Below are 16,932 nucleotides of genomic sequence, written 5' to 3'. Positions count from 1 at the left end.
TAAATTTGTCTTTTCAGAAATAAAAAATATGTTGATCCTCTGTCCCCTGACGGATAAAAAAGTATGCTTCCCTATGCGCCTCCTTTTATCAACTTATATGATATCATACAAGTTGAGGTAAAATTTCTTCCTGCCGGCAATCAGGTATTGTCGGCAGAATCGAAGAAAATAGAATTGGCAGCTTCCAGGTGCTCCGCCATCAGTTTTTTGGCTTTCGATGAATCACGGTCCCGGATTGCATTCAAAATCTCTTTGTGGTAGTATGTTCCTTTATCAATACCAACCTTTCTTACCACTCTGTCAAAATCCTTCTTTAAGAACGTCAAAGCCAGCGTGTAGCAGCGAATCAGAATCAGGTTGCGCGTTGTGTAGGCGATAAGCTGATGGAAATTGAAGTCATAATCTGAAAATTTCTGCACATCCCCGCGGGCATCGAGCATATTCTGATAATTTTCCTCCAGTTTCCGGATGTCTTCCGGTGTTGCGCGTTCCACTGCGAGCGCTACATTTTCAATCTCAATGATTCTGCGGAATTCCATGAAATCGCGGATGGTCTTGGAGTCCACCGAATTTTGATAGACCTTTAAGGCAGAATCACCGAACCAGTCGGCATCCTCAAAGCGGACGACGAAGCTTCCCCGCCCCTGCTGCGTTACGATAATGCCATAGCTTTCGAGCTTTTTCAGCGCTTCACGGATGGAAACCCGGCTCACTTTGAACATGTTTTGCAGCTCGTGCTGGGATGGGATCTTCTCTCCTTCTTTCCATACCTGATCGGAGATCATTTTTTTCATTTGTTCAAAAACTTCGTCACTGACCTTTTTTCTGTCAATCGCACTGATATCCATTCTGATTCCTTTCTATTACCATGTATCATATATCACATAACACTTCATACAAGTTGATGGCTGAATTATATAATAATAATTTTTGATTGTCGATAGTTTTTGATAAAATAACATAATTTTTGCTTTGAGCATATGGCGTTTATGAAAAGGTGCGCGTCCATCTGTGAAAAATCCCGCCTCCATCCGGAAAAACCTTCCTCTTAAAACGGTTATGTGGAACATAAAATACAGGGGACGCTGCAGAATCCGATCTGCGGCGTCCCCTGTTCTTATGGAATCAATAGTTATCGCTGTGGATTTCAAAGAAGCTCTTGGCGTAGAGACAGGTGGGGCAAACCTCCGGAGCGGAGGTGCCTACCACGATATGGCCGCAGTTGCGGCACTCCCACACCTTGACCTCGCTCTTTTCAAAGACCTGAGCAGTCTCCACATTGCGCAGCAGGGCGCGGTAGCGCTCCTCGTGCCGCTTTTCAATGGCGGCCACCAGCCGGAACTTGGCGGCCAGCTCCGGGAAGCCCTCCTCCTCGGCGGTCTTTGCAAAGCCGTCGTACATATCTGTCCACTCGTAGTTTTCACCCTCGGCGGCGTGGAGCAGATTCTCGGCGGTGTTTCCCACACCATGCAGCTCCTCAAACCACATTCTGGCGTGAGCCTTCTCATTTTCCGCGGTCTGCATGAAAAGCGCGGCGATCTGCTCATAGCCCTCGTTCTGAGCCACGGAGGAGAAATAGGTGTACTTGTTCCGGGCCTGGGACTCACCGGCGAAGGCGGCCTCCAGATTTTTTTCGGTCTGGGTGCCGGCATATTTGCTGCCGGTCTGAGCGGGAGCCTCCTGAATCAGCTCAAAGGAAGAGGCGGGCTGTTTGCAGATGGGGCAGGACTCCGGGGCGCTGTCGCCTTCATGAATATATCCGCAGACTTTACATTTCCATTTTTTCACAGAATTTCCCCCTTTTCGATGAATGAGTTCGCTTCGATCCTGATAGGTGGTATGAAGCATCTGTTCGGCCAGTTCGCTGAGGGGCTGGCCATAGAAAGCCTCGTATACTTCCTTGATCTCAGGGTTTTCGTGACTGGTACGAAGGGTCATGGAGCCGTCCCGCTGATAGAGGGCGGCAATACGGCTCTTGCGGGTCTCGTCGGCGTCCTTCATCAGGTCCTTGGGCTGTCCGCCGCCGCCGATGCATCCGCCGGGGCAGGCCATGACCTCCACAAAGTGGTATTGCTTGCCGCTTTCCTGCATCCGCTGAAGGAAATTTCTGGCATTGGCTGTGCCGTAAACCACCGCCACCCGCAGCGAAAGATCGCCGATTTCGACCTGAGCTTCGCGCGCCCCTTCGTAGCCGCGGACAGGGGTGAACTGCAGCAGGGCTTCCGGCGCTTCCTTTCCCGTCAGGTACGAGTAGGCTGTGCGCAGCGCCGCTTCCATCACACCGCCGGTGTTGCCGAAAATGACGCCGGCGCCGGAGGCCTTGCCCATGAGGGAATCGTAGGCGGAGTCCTCTAAAGCGTTCCAGTCAATTCCAGCGGCCTTGGCCCACCGGGCCAGCTCCCGGGTGGTGATCACCTGATCCGTGTCCCGCATGCCCTCCACGCCGTGGTAATCGGCGGCGGCGTGCATCTCCTCCCGCCGGATTTCAAACTTTTTGGCGGTGCAGGGGGTCAGAGCCACATGGACGATCTGCCTGGGGTCCAGCCCCATCTTTTGGGCAAAGTAGGTCTTTACCGTGGGACCCTGCATCCCGATGGGGCTTTTGGCGGTGGACAGGTGAGGCAGCAGCTCGGGGGCGTAGATTTCCGCAAAGTGCACCCAGCCGGGGCAGCAGCTGGTGAATTGGGGCAGAGGGCGATCCTTCTCCGTGATGCGGCGGATCAGCTCACTGGCTTCTTCCACAATGGTCAGATCAGCGGCAAAGTTGGTGTCCAGCACATAGTCGGCGCCCAGGGCCCTCAGCAGCGCCACCATTTTCCCCTCCACAAAGGCGCCCGGCTCCATGCCGAACTCCTCGCCCAGAGCAGCCCGGACGGACGGGGAGGTGCTGACTACCACCACCTTGCCGGGGTCGGCAATGGCCTTCTGTACCGCCGCGGTTTCGTCCCGCTCGGTGATGCTGTCCACCGGGCAGACATTGGCGCACTGGCCGCAGTAGATGCATATGGCCTTTCCTCCGGTTTCTTCCAGTGTGTAGGTTCCATGTACCCCCATCAGGTTGGTACAAGCTTCTTTGCACATCCCGCAGCGAATGCATTTCTCTTCCCAGCGCACAATGCTGGGGTTGTCCGCCTCAATGGCGACGCGGACAGATAATGGCAGATGATTCAGCTTCCTCACATCCCTTTCGTTGAAATTTTCTTTCTGCATTCCTCACATAAATAGGTGAGTTTCAGATCATAGGATAAAATGGAGATCCCCGCTATTTCTTCCAGCTGTGCAGTCAGATCTCCCAGGTCAATGTCCAGCAGCCTGCCGCAGCTTTTGCACACCAGATGGTCGTGGCGCTGGATACGGTCGTACCGGTCCGGCATTCCTTCCACTGACACCTTACGGATCAGACCTTCCAGCCACAGACGATTGAGGTTGTTGTATATGGTGGCCAGCACCACTGAGGGATAGGTTTGCCGCAGAACGTGGAAAATTTCCTCAGCTGTCATATGGCTGCGGGAGGCGCTTACGATTTCCAAAATTTTTGCTCCATATTTCGTCATAGCACCCAACACCATTTTAGAATGATTCTAATTTCATTATACGGGATTTTCCTATCCCGTCAAGAGGAAAATCCGCTAAAAAGGGCAGTGCCATATTCGATCTGTTTCTGAATCCGACTTCTCATCAACCGGATAAAGCCATCCGGAGCCTTGACTTCCAGAACCGGCCCGAAAGACAGCACCCGGATCAGCAGTTCTGTCTCATCATCTTTGTCATACCGGAGCTTGATTTGGTAAAGCCGGTCGTCCAGCTTGAAGGTTTCCTTTTCAAAGTGGGAGAAATGGAGAAGAACGCGATCCAGAGCATTCCGCTCGTCATGGAGAATGAGTGTGAGCTCCTCCAAACGCGCATGGGGCAAAGTGATTTTCTTTGGGTCATATGGGTCCAACAGTTCACAAGAGCGCACCCGTGCCATATTGACCGTGTGGAGCCGTCGCTTGCCGATTGCCAACAGTCTGAACTTGTCATCCTTGGCGGAGTACTCCAGACGATAAGGCATACACTCCAAGGAATGTCGGGCGCCGGTACGGTCGTGGAATCGGATGCGCAGCTTTCGCTTTTCACGAATGGCTTTCAAAGCTGTGCGGAAGCAGGCAATGTAGGCCGGATCATGGAAAGGATCTCCATCTGCACACTGATCAAAGAAAACAAAGGTGTCCTGCTGATATAGCGGTTCTATTTCTTCCAAGCCGGTCATATCCGGATCAAATAGCGCAATTCTCGGATCAGAGAGCAGTGCCTTGAGCCATCTTTTCTGGAGAAGAGTCAGGGGCATCGTAGGCTTGTGCTGAAGTACAGGCCGGAGGTCGGAATCCAGCAATGGCCAGTCTTCCGATTTCAGCGCTGCGGGAATAGATAGTGCGCTCTCAGCAAATGCCTTCTCCTGCACGATCGCAGTCAATCTGCTGGCGGTGAGGGTACCGTCAAAGGCTTCTGTCAAAACAGCGGCAACAACCTGGAAGTAGCTGCCGTAAATCTCACTGAACAGCATGGTCGTCACCCCTATACATCGCATCCATGCGCCGAAGATCTTCGTAGAACATATTCTCAACCAATGGATTGCTGCATTTCAGATCCACGATGCGGCCAAGAAAGGTGCGGAGCCAAGGCAGCATCTCAGAGGCATCATAGACATCGGCAGTGAATCTGCAGGTCTGTGCGTCAAGGAGCTCCACAGTCCCATGGCGCTTCTCCCGCTCCAGGCGCTGCAGGACAAACTCCTCACCGTGGCCCAGGTGGATGGTCATCTCAATATGATCCAAATTGTGATCAGGACCGGTAGAAACACCCCAGAGGTGCCGATCGAATTTCTCCTGGTACCTGAGATACTTATCGTAGTGTTTTTCCACATTGCCGGCCGAGACCTTCTTGATGGCGTCGAGGCGAAAAAAGACCATACGCCGGCCACGATAGTGGTAGCCCAAAAGATACTGCCGACCGGATTGCGTGCTGATATAGATCTTCAATGGGCAAATCGTTCTCTGATACTCTCTGGCACTTCGCAGGCTGCGAATAACAAGCTCTGTTGTGCGCCGTTCATCAATGGCCACCAGCAGATCACAGAGAACGTCACTGTCAAGCGTGTGGAGTATGTAATGGTGCTTGAACCGGAAAGCGTCAGACGGTCGATCCAGCTTATCGATCAGAAAGGAGCCGATTACGCCCACAGGGTTTTCCTCAGAAAAGAAGGCCAGCGCATCTGCCCAGGAAATCAGATGGAAGGCCTCCTCATCTGTTCTTTGGTAGAGGACCTCACGGCCACTCCTTTCAGACCTCAGTAAACCGAGGGACTCATACTCTTTCAGCTTCTTTCGAACGGTTGACTCGTCCAAGGAAAAAGAACCACTGAATTTGGAAAGATAGTTATCGTTGATATGGTCAACGATCTCCTTGCTGGAAAGAGTACCTCCATCGGCCAGCAGATCCATAATGTAAAAATGAAGCGTGATGTCTTTAGCAGTAAAACTTTTGGCCTTGAATGCTTTATGGAGGGGATTGTGCGGGATCTGTCTGCTGTCGACGGAGAGGAACACATTCTTACCGGAGACATCCTGATGGAAGGACATATAGTCACTGAGCCAGCTTTCAATCCTGCGCCGTTCATTATCGTAGCTGCGGGCACTCTTGATACTGTATTCTTCTCGGCGCTTAAAACCGTAGACATAGAATTCGCGCATATAGTTCCGGACCCGTTCAAAATTCTTGATCAGTTCGCTGTATGCCATATGGTCCACCTCGTACGAATGGATTTTAATCCGTTTTCGATACCCTCAGTGGACAAGGGGGGAAAGCGCCGGACGGGGCGAAAAACAGGCGATGGATGCGTTCTCGTCCTCGGCAGGCGTGAGCCTGCCTTCGTCCTGCGGCCTTTCCAGCCCCAGTTTTTCCCTCCCGTCCGGTCCTTCGGAGTTTTCCGGGGTTCGGTCGGGTTTCCGGCAAGGCTGACGACGCAGCCTTCCTTCCCGGAAGGCAAGGAGGAAAACGCAGCCGGGGGCGCGCCCGGCCCCGGAAAACCGCTTTGCCCCTTGTTCACTGAGGGTAAGCTCTTTTATGTGCATTTTATCACATAGGCTGTCCGAAAGGAAGAGCGGCAGAATCGAAATAAGTCAGTGGGAAACAGGGGACAAATTTTGAGGGCTTGACGATAAATTCGCAACTTTTTTTCCGTGATTTTCCTTTGCTTAGGCGGTATTCTAAGATCACGAAAAGCGCATACAGCAGTCCGTAAGCATAGGACGATTGACCGTAAACGCCGCTTTGGACGAGTGGAGTTACCTCACCGCAGTAAACCGTGCGCTTTGTCAAAGGCACCAACAGCAAAGATCGAATAGCTAAAGTGGTTAAAGCAGGCGGTTTACATCCGTCGTTCGTGGGTTCGAATCCCACTTCAAATGGTGCCTTGTTTTTCAGCAAAGATACCGGAGAAATAGCAAGCCGGCTTTGCATCCGATTCGATGCAGGGATTAGGCCGCTGGTCAAACGGCGGGTTGGGACTGCGGTATGTCAGGCATCTTGTGAAAGGCACCAACAGCAATTCGTTGGCAACATCTGCGACTGCAAATCGTATTATGTGGGTTCAAATCCCTGATGGTGCCTTGTTTTACCAATTCCATCACGGAGGAGTGATTTTCATGCTGAAGTTTCTGAAACAGGAAGCGAATATGACCTATACGGAAAATGGCGCTGTTACATACCGATCCACCCAGTCCGAGTGTCTGGATCTGTTTGCCGCCATCGGCGCCCTGCGCCGGGAGAGCGATGAGGAGATCACCAACCGGTTTCTCCGTGCTTATGCCGAGAATGCGGATCTGGCCATGAAAATCCTGTTCTTTGCAAGAGATATCCGTGGTGGTATCGGTGAGCGCCGCGTTTTCCGTACGATGATCAAGTGGCTGGCCGATAATGAGTCTCGATCCCTGGAGAAGAATATCCAGTACATCGCAGAGTACGGTCGCTATGATGACCTTCTGACCCTGATGGGCACCGCCTGCGAAGGCAAAGCGCTGCAGCTTATCAAAAAGCAGCTGGCAGCTGACTGTACTGCTCTGGAGGCGGGTGAGTCTGTATCTCTGTTGGCCAAGTGGCTGCCCTCTGTCAATGCTTCCAACAAGGATACGATCCGTCAGGCAAAGCATATTGCCCGAGCGATGGGCATGAACGATGCCCAGTATCGCAAGACGCTGAGCGCTCTGCGCACAAAGATCAGCATCATCGAGAATAACCTGCGCGAAAAAGACTACACCTTCGACTATTCCAAACAACCCTCCAGAGCGATGTTCAAGTATCGTAAGGCTTTCCTGCGAAATGACAGGGACCGTTACGATGCGTTTATGAGTCGTGCTGCCGAGGGAACGGAGCAGCTCCACACCGGTACCCTGACTCCTTACGAGATCATCAAGCCCTTCTTCGGGTGCGGTGATATCTCATACCAGGAGCGCAAGGCCATCGACGCAACCTGGAAGTCCCAGGAAAATTTCACTGGCGGCGAGAACGCCCTGGTCGTTGTGGATGGCTCCGGCTCCATGTACGGCGGTGCGGATCCGATCCCTGCCACTGTAGCGCTGTCTTTGGGGATCTACTATGCCGAGCACAATACCGGCGCATTCCAAAACCATTTTATCACCTTCTCCGAAAATCCCAAACTGGTGAAGATCAAGGGCAGTGATATCTGTGAAAAGACGAGGTACTGCCAACGGTTCAATGAGGTCGCCAACACAAATATCCAGCGTGTGTTCGAACTGATCCTGAAAACTGCTGTGCGGAACCGCGTACCCCAGAAGGATATGCCCGCCAAGCTCTACATCATCTCCGATATGGAGTTTGACTACTGTACGGAGGATTGCTCCATGACCAACTTTGAGTACGCGCAGCGGATCTTTGCGGAGAATGGGTATCAGCTCCCCGAGGTGGTGTTCTGGAATGTTGCAAGCCGCAATCAGCATCAGCCCGTCAAGGTCAATGACCGGGGTGTGGCGTTGGTGTCCGGCTGTAATCCCCGAATCTTCTCCATGCTGAAGGCCGGTATTCTTTCCCCCTATGCCTTTATGATGGATGTTCTGGGCTCTGAGCGTTATGCGGCGATTGTGGCATAGAAATGCTGATTTTTCTTTGTGCGATGAAATGTATTGTTGTATCAGGTGCTTGGTCGTATATGAAAGGCGGTGTTTGCCGTGGAGACTTTGATCAAAGAAAAACTCAGGGAAATCGAACTGCGGGAAAATTGCCGCATTTTGCTGGCAGTTGAGTCCGGAAGCCGTGCCTGGGGATTTGCTTCCCCGGACAGCGACTATGATGTTCGCTTTATCTATGTGCGCCCCAAAGAGAGCTATCTCAAGCTCAACCGATCTCGTGATGTGATCGAGCTTCCCATCCATGATGTTCTGGATATCAATGGCTGGGATGTAGACAAGACGCTGAAACTGCTCCACAAATCCAACCCCACTGTATTTGAGTGGTTTTCCTCTCCGATTGTGTATAAGACCACGGACTTCGCTGAGGCATTCAAGCCCGTTATGCGGCGCTGTTTCTCATCCAAAAGAGGGCTGTGGCACTACCTTCATATGGCTGAAGGAAACTATCGGGAGTATTTGCGAGGCGATATGGTAAAGGTGAAGAAATACTTCTATGTGCTGCGGCCGATCCTTGCTTGCCGATGGATCCTTGAAAAAGGTACTCCGCCCCCGATGCTCTTTTCTGAACTGGCGGCAAGCCAGCTCCCGAACTACCTTAAAGAGACCGTTGCAGAGCTGCTTGATAGGAAGATGAACTCCCCCGAGGCAAAAATGATTCCAAGGATCGATATTCTCAGCGATTACTTGGATCGAAGCATTGCGCAAGTGCGAGCCTTGGTTGAGCAGTATCCGAAGGAAACCATTCAGGATTGGGAGGAATTCAATACATTGTTCCTTGCTGCGTTGGAGATGTGATCAAGGATGAAGCATTGGATTGCGATCTTTGAGGAAGTATCACGGCACTCTGCTGACCTCCCTGTGTCCTCCGATTGCCAGAGCGGCCCGGCTATGGTATGATGGTACCAGAACGCAAGGAGGTGCCGCTACTCCGCCCAGCGGGTCAAAGAGATGATCCAGCGCCAGAAGGAGAAGTACGGCTGGGAATTCCTCTTCCTGGGCGCCAACATCGACACGGTGGAAACGGCGGGCCATCTGGGCATCACCCCCGACCGGGCGGTGAACTACCACTGTGACAGCGAGGGCACCCGTCTCAACTACGAGGTAGTGGGCCGGGTTGTGGCCACCGTCCGGTGCAGCGCACCTCTGGACGAGCACTGGAAGGATGCCATCGAGGAGGATTTCCGTAAACGGCAGAAATCGCGAAAGAGAACTTGATTTTCGCAGTATCGAAAGAGGGGATGGAGGCTTCCCGCCCTGTTGTGACGAACACCAGTACTGACGGAAACGGAATACATGTGTTTGTTTCCGGCTATTACTCATAGTTATCTTGGCAATATTATGGGTTTAATGGTATAATAATACCAACGATACACTCAACGAGTGCAATTCCCGGGGCACTATCCTCATGGGGGGATAGTGCAGCCAACACAGGTGGTGGTTTCACCAACAGCTTATCGTATACCTTGCAAATCAGCCGAGATGCGGCTGATCGTGCAGGCTGGTATCGCAATTATTTTACGGTTGTTCAAAACACAGGACGTGATCAAAAACGGAAAGAACAGAAAGGATGATACTCTTATGAGACACACAAAGATGCTGGCAGCCATCATGGCTGTCCTTATGCTTGCAGCCGCCATGCCGGCAGCCGGCGTAAGCGCCGCAACCCAGGTTGTCGCACAGTCCTCGGCCGACTGGACCTCGGATACCACTTCGGATCTAACCGTGCAGCCCGGCAAGTCTTATCAGTTTAAGTTCACCGCGTCCGACCCGGATGCCATTCGCGTCTGGACGGGTACGCCCGGCGTGTTCAACATCACGAAGACCGTGACGGAACCAAACGCTGTATATTATAAGATTACGGCCATTGGCACTCCCGGCGCGGCGGCAGGCGTGTATGTCTCGTACCAGAACGGTTCCGGCACAAAGCTGTGTGTTGCCACGGTTGCAGGCGGTTCTTCCGCTGTCACGCAGCCCTCGACCGGCTGGATCAGCGACACCACTTCGGATCTGACCGTACAGTCCGGCAAGTCCTATCAGTTTAAATTCACCGCATCCGACCCGAACGCAATCAAAGTTTGGATGGGTACACCCGGTGTGTTCAACATTACGAAGACCGCAACGGAGACAAATGCTGTGTATTACAAGATTACGGCCATTGGCACTCCCGGCGCGGCGACAGGCGTGTACGTCTCTTATCAGAACGGCTCGGGTACGAAGCTCTGTGTCGCTACCGTTGCGGGCAGTACATCCGGCACCACTTCTCAAACGCCGAATGTGGACACCACAGGCATGACGCAATACCAGAAAGACGCCATCAAGGCTGGTCTTACGCTGGGCGCGTGGAACCATGCGTTTGAGCAGGAAGTGTTTGAACTGGTGAATCAAGAACGCGCGAAAGCTGGACTTCCAGCACTTGTATGGGCAAGATCTCTGACGGATACCGCGCAGACCCGTGCCAAAGAACTCGAAACCCTTTTCAGCCATACAAGACCAGACGGGACTCAAAGCAGCTGGGAAAATATTGCAATGGGAGCAGGTGGAGGCTGGTTTGAGAATGCGGCTACCGGCGAGGTTGATTGGCATATCGCGAACGGCACGCCCAGTCATGTGATGGACAGTTGGATGAATTCGCCTGGTCATCGTGCCAATATTCTCGACCCGAACGCCAAGGCCATCGCTATCGGGTGTTATGTCGGAGAGGATGGCGGTGTCTACTGGGTACAGAACTTCACAAACAACGCTGAGGATATGGTGGATCCCCTCACATCCAACCCACTGCTGGGAAAATAAAAAAGAGCTCCGAAGAAAGCAGACGATCGCTGCGGATCCCTTTCCCGAGTGTTGAACCGGCGGCATGATTTGTTTTGCTCCGAGAAGGAAAAAGAAATGATGCGCAAAAGCGAACTGTATCGTGAGAGGAATCCATGAAAACTCCCCATCTGTCGTCGAACAGCAGGAAATGCTTCCGGCAGGTGGGGAGTTTTTGTCCGCAGCAGCTTCATAACCACAACCTGCAAGTACATAACATGGGGAAAAAACGAAGCAGGCCGCTGGAATGAAGAACCTATTCTTCCACGGCTATCATACTTTTTTCCGGGTTAGAAAGACTCCGACTGCTGACGCAATCAGAACAAAGGGGGCCAGCCGGATACAGAGCCATTCAAAGGCGTGATAAACCGTGCCGGCCACGGCAAGTTCCGGGTCATGAAAATCCCAACCCAAGTAAGGACTGTTGCCCACGATTAAGACTGCAGACAACGCCACGATAATTCCGCACACTGCGATCAGAGACCAGTGCAGCGCAGTTTTTCTGAACGCTTTTCTTCGCGCAAACTGCAAATTCATAATCTCCAGCTTTTCGGAGAGTGCTTTTATGGTATCCGCTTCCGACTCCGTCACCGTCTCCCCCAGCAGCGTGCTCACAGGTGTCTCCAGGGCTTCCGACAAGGCGATCAACAAATCGGAATCCGGGACAGATAATCCGGTATCACATAGTTAAAGATATTGGTGTCATTTAATCAATTTTGCCGATAAAGCGGTAGAAGATTTCTACCTCCTGTTCCCGGCTTCCGTCCTCACCTTTGACCGCTTCATGGACAACGATTTTTTCAATCAGCGTATTCAAAAGTTCGGCGGTCAGTTCTGTTGGATTGACGCACTCTTTCATCAAGGCAATCCATTTTTCTGCGTCTGCGGCGTTCTGGCTTTCAGTGGCGATAGCGGATTGAAGCTGTTCAATCTTTGTGTCCAGTTCAGCCTGTTCGCTCTGGTACTTCCCGGACAGCATAGAGAAGTTGTATTCCGTGATACGCCCCGCCGCCCAGTCCTTATACATCCGGGCAAACAGGGTATCGACTTCGGCTTTGCGTTTTTCCGCCTTTTTCAGTTCGGCGGCCTGCCGCTTCCTTGCAGTATTGCGTTCCTTGTCGCTGGCGTTAAGTAGCCGTTTCAGAAGTTTGTCCCCGTCCTGCTGTACCAGCCCCGACCAGTATTGCAGACGGGAGAGGACATAGGCGTAAAGCACATCATAGCGGATATAGTGCATGGAGCATTGGCGTGTGCCCTGTCCGTACTTGCTACAATGATAATGGCCGTAAGGCTTGCTGTTCTGCCTGTTCTCCCCATAGGACAGCGACCAGCCGCAATCCGCACATTTTACCAATCCGGAAAAAATCTGCGTCGTACCATCCTTGCACTTTCTGCGGCGGCTTGCTATCTGCTCCTGTACCTGCCGGAAAACCTGCTCGCTGATAATCGGCTCCTGCGTATTCTCCACCCGCACCCATTCACTTTGGGGCTTGCGTACCCTCCGCTTGTTCTTAAAGGAAATGTTCGTTTCCCGGTAGTGGATGGTATGGCCGATATAGGTTTCATCTTTCATAATGCTCTTGACCTGGGCTATCGTCCATGCGTAGCTTTTTTCCTCCGGCGCACCCGCATAGATGTTTGCGAAAGTCCCGTCACGCTGGAAATTGATAAATCCCGGCGTGGGAACCTTTTCCGCAATCAGTATGCTTGTGATACTGGCCGCCCCTCCGCCATGAAAGGCAAGGTCAAAAATCTTCTCCACTATCCAGCGGGTTTCCTCGTCGATTATCAGCTTGTTTTTGATTTCCGGGTGTTTCCTGTACCCGATGGGAGCATAGGCATCAATACGCTGTCCTGTGGCAAACTTCGCTTTGAAAGCGGCCTTTACCTTGCGGCTTGTATCTTTCGCAAACCATTCATTGAACAGGTTTTTGAACGGGACAAAATCGGAAAGCCCTTTCTCTGTGTCCTCATTCTCTGCAACGGCGATGTAGCGCACCCGTTTCTCCGGGAACAGAAATTCCAGATAGTAGTCCATCATCACATGTTCCCGCCCGAAACGGGACAGGTCTTTCGTAACAATGCAGTTTACTTTTCCAGCTTCCATATCGTCCATCATGCGCTGAAAATCCGGGCGTTCAAAGTTTGTCCCCGACCAGCCATCATCAAAATACTCTCTAAGTAGTCACAAACCTCTTCATTGATTCGGATAATTGAGGCTGTATTTACATCAAATAAATAGAAACAATCTATTGTTTTGAATAGTTTAATAAATGGATAATCATTGCTCATATTCTGAAATCCTCCGTATATAAAAATTGGAGTACAGCCACGGGGAACCCCCCATAGGCTGTACTCCAAAGTTAAGGAACCCCGTTCTTAGAATGCCCATTTTCCATTGATTGCAATAGTCATGAGCTTAGCATAGTTCTGAATGGCCAGAGTGCTGCTTGGTGATGTGTTGGGAGTGCAATCACAACCTAACATACGGCAGTCTGCATTGCAGTCACAGTTACCAAAAGCAACCAGCGTACCACTTTGAACGGAAGCTTTCTTACCCAGCGTCTTTTTTATATACTTGTCCTCTTTTCCATAATTATTACACAAGAGTATAAACAGATATATCTATACTCAAATGCTCCAGCTTTTAGTATTTTGCATCCCTACCGGATAGCCTTGCATCCCCAACAGGTAATGTTGTGCAACTTTCTGGTCAAAAATCTTCTGGTCAAGTGCTTGCAGCTGTTCCTTTCGGTCAATGCTCTTTTCCAGTATCATTTTTTGCATAAGTTCCCGCTTTAGGCGTTCCTCGGTCACATACTCGTTGTTCCTCTTGCGCTGCTCAGTTCTGCGGTCAGAACGATAAAACGCCCCCTCCGCTTTAGAATTAACCCATTGTGGCGTTGTTGCAGTATCACTAATTCCATAGCTAGTCGCTCCAGCACTTGTAATCGTTGTTGTAACATGGCAGTCAAAAGGAACCTTATGTGAATCTCTCGCATCTGCTCGAAGCCAATCCATAATCTCCTTGCGGTACTCTGGATCGTCCTTCATTCTTTGGAATCCATCTTCTGTAATATGTATAGAATTAGTCAAAACAGAGGCAGCGGTCATTGAATCAATTTCAGCCAGTTCCTTATAAATTTCCTGCTTAAAGGCTGCCATCTCGTCAACTTCTGATACTTCTTGCGTTGCCGCCGCCTCATCTGTCTGGCCTGTTGCCTGTGCAGCTGCATTTGTGTTTTGCATCAGTTGTGTAAAATCTTGCATTTTTACGGTGTTTGCTTTTTGTTGCATACCGGAAAATTGCTGTGCTAACATTGCAGCACTGGAATATCCGCTAATCTGCATAGCTATAACCCATCCTTTCACTGGAAATATTTAGTATTTTTTATTCCATCTTTCCCTTAAACTAACATAAAGAATGATAAATGTCAACAGATTTTATGACCATAAAAATGATTGGTAGATGTGCATTTTGCACAATTATTTGAAACATATCAGTATTTGATTAAAGAGAAACTAAGAAAAAAGCAGACGAACCTCCAACTGACATATAAAGAACCACAGCTATTATTGTCGTACTCTGCGATAGTCTCCATATCAATTCAAATATAAACAATGAAAATGAACTGATTTGGAGTGTAGATAGTCTTAAAGAGAACGAAGATAACTTTCAAATTGCTCTTCAAGAGTGGTATTGCCAGCCGATTCCGAAAAACCGATTTTTACTACAATCTTTCCATGACGGAAGCAATACGGGTTACGGATTTGCCGGATAAATTCAAGAATCCTTTCCTCTTTCGGCAAGTCTGTATTGATGACAACCTCCCGAATGTCCACAAGCTGCTCTGGATCAACTGTTTTGATGTCCACACAGGAGAGTGTGTCCAGTTCTGATAAAGTTGGCATTTTCAAACAGGCCCCTCCTTTCTGCTCTTACAATCCTATTCAGAAGGGAACCTGTTCTATGCCTGTGGGTTCAATCCAATGCTGATTGCCAGGGCCGCATCCACTTCCAACATTTTTTCTTTGGTGATGCGCCCAATGTAGCCACGGAGCCGCTTTCGGTCTATTGTCCGCAGTTGCTCCAACAGCAGCAACGAAGTAGGGGCAAGCCCAGGCACATTCTCCAGCAGGATATGCGTGGGTAGGCTGCTCTTGACCTTTCTGCTGGTGATAGCTGCCACAACAATGGTAGGGCTGAAATGATTTCCCACATTGTTTTGAATGACAAGTATAGGGCGAGTGCCGCCCTGCTCGATACGGCTCTGAATGAAGTGGTAATAGCGTCCCTCCGGCTTGACGATATGGAAGTTGTACTTGCTTTTGGCTGTGTCAATGTCGGGGTTGCTGGCGTACTGCTCCTTTTGTCTTTCGTGGTGGGCTTCCAGCGGCCTTGCCGGGTTGCCCTTGTGCTTCTCAAAACGCAAAATTGCGTGTTGTGCCATGAATCTCCTTTCCCCATTCCTTTCCCATCCAGGGTTTTCCACAGGGAAAATCCCGCCAGAAATAGCTCGGATAGGATTGGAATGGATAGAATCTAAATCAATCTCTTAATCTTTGTATTTCTATATACCGTCTGGTTTCCGTACTTCAGAGGGGTGATTTCCGTACTTCATGGGTACGGTTTTCAATCCTCCGGCGTACCATAACCGGATTTCTTGAAGTCGGTGTTTGAAACCGCTTCATAGGATTTGGGGTAAATGCGGTTGGGTTTTCCACAGCCCTGTTTCTGGATTTCCACCAGTCCGGCATATTGCAGTTCCCGCAGGGTGTTTACCGCTTTCTGCCGCCCACAGTGGAGCAGGTCAACCACCTCGCAGATAGGGTAATACAGGAAAATCCGTCCGCAGTCATCCGCCCACCCATTCTTGCGGGACAACTCTGTCCGGCGCAGGATAAAGACGTACAGAACCTTTGCCTCGTTGGACAGGGGCTTGAATGTGGGGGCTTCAAAGAGGAAATTCGGGAGCCGGGTGAAGCTGAATGCCTTTTCCGGCTGGTGGATATAGATGGTATTTGTCATAGTGCGTTTTGTGGACGGTTAGAAGCCCGTTTTCCGGGGTGGACGATACTTTATACCACCTGCCCCGGTTTAGGGCTTGCGGAGCCTGATAAATCAAGGCTTTTTTCGCTCCTAACTGTCCACAGCAGACCTCCTTTTCCGCTCACTTTCTGTTTTCTGCCGCCTGTGAACTCTGGCGGCACAGTCCGGGCAGTATTTTGCCCGGTTGGATTTGGGGACGAACACACCGCCGCAGACCGCACAGCGTTTCAAGACCTTATCCCGGAAAATCTCCGCTTCCAGCGTCCCGTCCAGCGGCAAGACCGCCCAGCGGAACCACTTACAGCAGAGCGAGAAAGAAATTGTCTGCGGGCAGGTGCAGGTATCCCCATCGTCAAGGACAATGCAGTTGCCGTCCTCACAGCAACAACACTCCCGGCGTATCAGGCTGGCCGCCTGTTTCCTCTGCGCCGGTGTCATGCGGTAAAGGGAACCGTCCGGCCTGCGTTCCAGCGGCGGCAAGTCTTTATAGGGGTTATCTCTCATGCGTTCCCTCCATTTTGCTTTCCATTGCCGTTCTCCCCGAAAAGATTTCCTGCCTCATTCCTGCGGCGTGTTCACAACAGGGCCCCCGCAAAGCCTGCTTTGTGGGGAGAGGAGCCGCAGCGGAGCGAGTGAGCTTTCGCCATCTGGCGGAAGCGAATGATACGCAGCTTGCGGCGACGAGGCACGCTCCCCGCAACTTCGGGACATTTTGTCCCGAAGTCCGGCTCCTTGCGGTGCTTCCCCAGCCGGGGTATCCTTTTTCGGACGGTCATTCTGTTTTCAACGCCTCATGAAATGCCATCACAGCTGAGAATGAAAATAAAGGCAGTGCATAGGACGGCGGCATCTGCTACACTAAAGTCAGCAGGCGTAGTCCGGTTGCAC

Annotated in this window: 17 protein-coding genes, 1 tRNA gene and 1 pseudogene; 5 read left to right on the top strand and 14 right to left on the bottom strand. The window is 51.1% G+C overall.

From position 1 onward, the window contains the following. Positions 1 to 140 precede the first annotated feature (140 nt). The 5 genes from B5F35_RS11625 to B5F35_RS11605 all read right to left on the bottom strand — a co-directional run bounded on the left by B5F35_RS11625 (position 141) and on the right by B5F35_RS11605 (position 5,780). A complete protein-coding gene (locus B5F35_RS11625) occupies positions 141 to 848 on the bottom strand; it encodes a FadR/GntR family transcriptional regulator (RefSeq protein ID WP_087241147.1) in 708 nt (235 codons plus the stop codon). Between the two features lie 277 nt (positions 849 to 1,125). After that, positions 1,126 to 3,210, bottom strand: coding sequence for a rubrerythrin (rbr, locus tag B5F35_RS11620; RefSeq protein ID WP_087241145.1), 2,085 nt, complete (start codon positions 3,208 to 3,210; stop codon positions 1,126 to 1,128). Further along, entirely contained in the window at positions 3,177 to 3,554 is a 378-nt protein-coding gene (locus tag B5F35_RS11615) for a Fur family transcriptional regulator (protein WP_087241225.1), read from the bottom strand. Before B5F35_RS11615 ends, rbr begins: the two co-directional genes overlap by 34 nt. A 59-nt stretch (positions 3,555 to 3,613) precedes the next feature. Next, complete coding sequence (locus B5F35_RS11610) at positions 3,614 to 4,546, bottom strand: WYL domain-containing protein (protein ID WP_087241143.1); 933 nt, start codon at positions 4,544 to 4,546, stop codon at positions 3,614 to 3,616. Next, a complete protein-coding gene (locus tag B5F35_RS11605) occupies positions 4,533 to 5,780 on the bottom strand; it encodes a helix-turn-helix transcriptional regulator (protein ID WP_087241141.1) in 1,248 nt (415 codons plus the stop codon). The genes B5F35_RS11610 and B5F35_RS11605 overlap by 14 nt, the downstream gene beginning before the upstream one ends. A gap of 780 nt (positions 5,781 to 6,560) precedes the next feature. Here B5F35_RS11605 and B5F35_RS18735 point away from each other — a divergent pair. From B5F35_RS18735 to B5F35_RS11575, 5 genes and pseudogenes are all read left to right on the top strand, one after another. Further along, positions 6,561 to 6,652: transfer RNA gene (locus tag B5F35_RS18735), tRNA-Cys, on the top strand. A gap of 34 nt (positions 6,653 to 6,686) precedes the next feature. Further along, entirely contained in the window at positions 6,687 to 8,147 is a 1,461-nt protein-coding gene (locus B5F35_RS11590) for a DUF2828 family protein (RefSeq protein ID WP_087241137.1), read from the top strand. 78 nt (positions 8,148 to 8,225) lie between these two features. Then, positions 8,226 to 8,981 (top strand): nucleotidyltransferase domain-containing protein, encoded by a 756-nt coding sequence (locus tag B5F35_RS11585; protein WP_087241135.1) that lies wholly within the window; start codon positions 8,226 to 8,228, stop codon positions 8,979 to 8,981. Between the two features lie 108 nt (positions 8,982 to 9,089). Next, positions 9,090 to 9,401 (top strand): annotated as a pseudogene (locus B5F35_RS11580) (hypothetical protein); the annotation flags it as partial. 363 nt (positions 9,402 to 9,764) lie between these two features. Continuing rightward, positions 9,765 to 10,976 carry a CAP domain-containing protein gene (locus B5F35_RS11575; RefSeq protein ID WP_162611411.1) on the top strand — a complete coding sequence of 404 codons (1,212 nt, stop codon included), beginning with the start codon at positions 9,765 to 9,767 and terminating at the stop codon, positions 10,974 to 10,976. A gap of 291 nt (positions 10,977 to 11,267) precedes the next feature. Here the strand turns inward: B5F35_RS11575 and B5F35_RS11570 are convergent, their stop codons facing one another. The 9 genes from B5F35_RS11570 to B5F35_RS11540 form a co-directional block, all read right to left on the bottom strand. Then, the gene (locus B5F35_RS11570; RefSeq protein ID WP_442856465.1) at positions 11,268 to 11,609 is read right to left on the bottom strand and encodes a hypothetical protein; all 342 of its coding nucleotides are present in this window, start codon (positions 11,607 to 11,609) and stop codon (positions 11,268 to 11,270) included. Positions 11,610 to 11,700: 91 nt separating this feature from the next. Next, a complete protein-coding gene (locus B5F35_RS11565; RefSeq protein WP_442856464.1) occupies positions 11,701 to 13,113 on the bottom strand; it encodes a DUF4368 domain-containing protein in 1,413 nt (470 codons plus the stop codon). Beyond that, positions 13,110 to 13,286, bottom strand: a complete 177-nt coding sequence (locus B5F35_RS18730; RefSeq protein ID WP_162611409.1) for a hypothetical protein — start codon at positions 13,284 to 13,286, stop codon at positions 13,110 to 13,112. The genes B5F35_RS11565 and B5F35_RS18730 overlap by 4 nt, the downstream gene beginning before the upstream one ends. A gap of 87 nt (positions 13,287 to 13,373) precedes the next feature. Beyond that, complete coding sequence (locus tag B5F35_RS19630; RefSeq protein WP_162611410.1) at positions 13,374 to 13,601, bottom strand: CLI_3235 family bacteriocin precursor; 228 nt, start codon at positions 13,599 to 13,601, stop codon at positions 13,374 to 13,376. Between the two features lie 24 nt (positions 13,602 to 13,625). Further along, a complete protein-coding gene (locus tag B5F35_RS11560; RefSeq protein WP_087241131.1) occupies positions 13,626 to 14,345 on the bottom strand; it encodes a hypothetical protein in 720 nt (239 codons plus the stop codon). 303 nt (positions 14,346 to 14,648) lie between these two features. Then, a complete protein-coding gene (locus B5F35_RS11555) occupies positions 14,649 to 14,906 on the bottom strand; it encodes a DUF6870 family protein (protein ID WP_164488524.1) in 258 nt (85 codons plus the stop codon). A 56-nt stretch (positions 14,907 to 14,962) separates the two neighbouring features. Next, complete coding sequence (locus B5F35_RS19625) at positions 14,963 to 15,445, bottom strand: type II toxin-antitoxin system PemK/MazF family toxin (RefSeq protein WP_087241127.1); 483 nt, start codon at positions 15,443 to 15,445, stop codon at positions 14,963 to 14,965. Between the two features lie 182 nt (positions 15,446 to 15,627). Further along, positions 15,628 to 16,023 (bottom strand): replication initiator protein A, encoded by a 396-nt coding sequence (locus B5F35_RS11545; RefSeq protein WP_087241125.1) that lies wholly within the window; start codon positions 16,021 to 16,023, stop codon positions 15,628 to 15,630. Between the two features lie 111 nt (positions 16,024 to 16,134). Further along, entirely contained in the window at positions 16,135 to 16,548 is a 414-nt protein-coding gene (locus B5F35_RS11540) for a cysteine-rich VLP domain-containing protein (protein WP_087241123.1), read from the bottom strand. Positions 16,549 to 16,932: the final 384 nt, after the last annotated feature.

The sequence above is a fragment of the Anaeromassilibacillus sp. An200 genome (assembly GCF_002160025.1).
In the GTDB taxonomy this organism is placed as follows: Bacteria; Bacillota; Clostridia; order Oscillospirales; family Acutalibacteraceae; genus Caccousia; species Caccousia stercoris.
Note: the sequence above shows the minus strand (reverse complement) of the source record. Positions and strands in the feature narration are given on the sequence as shown.